Raw genomic sequence first — 1,252 nt, 5'->3', positions numbered from 1 at the left:
GTCCCGCTGCCCGTCCCACCGTCGCTCTCCCTCCGTCCGCCGCGGATGCGCACCTGCGGGTCTCAGTCCTCCAGGTAGTCCTCGGGCGCCGACCCCTCGCGGACCGTGTCGAGCGTGAAGCAGTGCAGGCCGCCGCCGAACAGCCGACGGTGCCGGTGGCGCACCGGGACCACGGTGAACCCGCGCTTCTCCAGGGTGCGGCCCAGCTCCGGGCAGGCGGCGTTGATCAGCACGGTGTCCGGTGACACGGACAGCACATTGAGGTCGATGTAGCGGCTGGTGAGGACCAGATCGTCATCGTCGTAGTCGGGGAAGTTGTTGTCCTCCGGCTCCGGCGGGAAGATCATGTCCCACCGCTGCAGCTCCTTCGGGAGCCGCTCGGCCACATCGGGGGTGCGCACCAGCAGCAGCCCGGGACGCAGCGCCAGCACGGTGCTGTCGATGTGGCTGTCGGCCAGCCGGTGCAGCCGGTGGACGCGGAACCGGCCCCGCAGATGGCGCTCCAGCCAGTCACAGCCCAGGGCGTGGTTGGCGTTCGAGACGTTGACGAACACGTCCCGGCCCAGCCGCAGGCACTGCGCCCCGTCGATCATCATCTCGAACCCGGAGTCGTACGGGGACGGCTGCGGGTCGCTGATGGGCTCCATGAGCGAGCCGTGATCGGCGGCGTCGGCGACGTACGACAGGTCGAAGGAGGCGTCCGTCATCAGCGGCCGCGGCATCACCGTCCAGCGCCCGCCCCGGCGGAAGTACTCGGCGTAGACCGGCTTGAGGAACTGCGTCTCGAAGTAGCGGGAGCGCACCAGCGGCGGTGTCTCGATGATCTCGTCGCCGAACACGATGCTGTTGTCGCGCACGTTGAGCGGCGGGACCACGGCGGCGGAGAAGGCGGGGGTGCGCACCTCGCCGGTCGTGGCATCCAGCGGCAGCGGCCGGTGGACCGTCACCGACAGCCGGGTGAGGACCTCGGCCATCTCCTCGACGTCCTCGCGCAGTTCCTCCAGATACTGCTGCTTGATGGGGGAGCGCGCCCGGTGGCCGGTGGCGCCGGGGGTCACATGGCGCGGGTAGTAGATGCGGCTGTAGGGCGTCTCGTCGTGGAAGAACAGGTCGAAGGACAGCTCCCGCTCGTGGGAGGTGTAGTTGTCGGCGGAACCGAGGACGACTTCACGCAGGGGGGACCAGCTGTCGTAGCTGTTCAGGAGCATGGCTCGGCCTTCCTTCGGGCGTCGGTTGCGAACGGGGCGGCGAG

1 protein-coding gene is annotated in these 1,252 nt (G+C 69.5%); it reads right to left on the bottom strand.

Features of this window, described 5'->3' with window-relative positions; genetic code table 11:
- Window positions 1-62: 62 nt before the first annotated feature.
- Window positions 63-1,208 (bottom strand): glycine amidinotransferase, encoded by a 1,146-nt coding sequence (locus G5C65_RS37415; RefSeq protein WP_165303490.1) that lies wholly within the window; start codon window positions 1,206-1,208, stop codon window positions 63-65.
- Window positions 1,209-1,252: the final 44 nt, after the last annotated feature.

Origin of the sequence: Streptomyces boncukensis, from assembly GCF_011045075.1 — a bacterium.
GTDB lineage: Bacteria > Actinomycetota > Actinomycetes > Streptomycetales > Streptomycetaceae > Streptomyces > Streptomyces boncukensis.
Note: the sequence above shows the minus strand (reverse complement) of the source record. Positions and strands in the feature narration are given on the sequence as shown.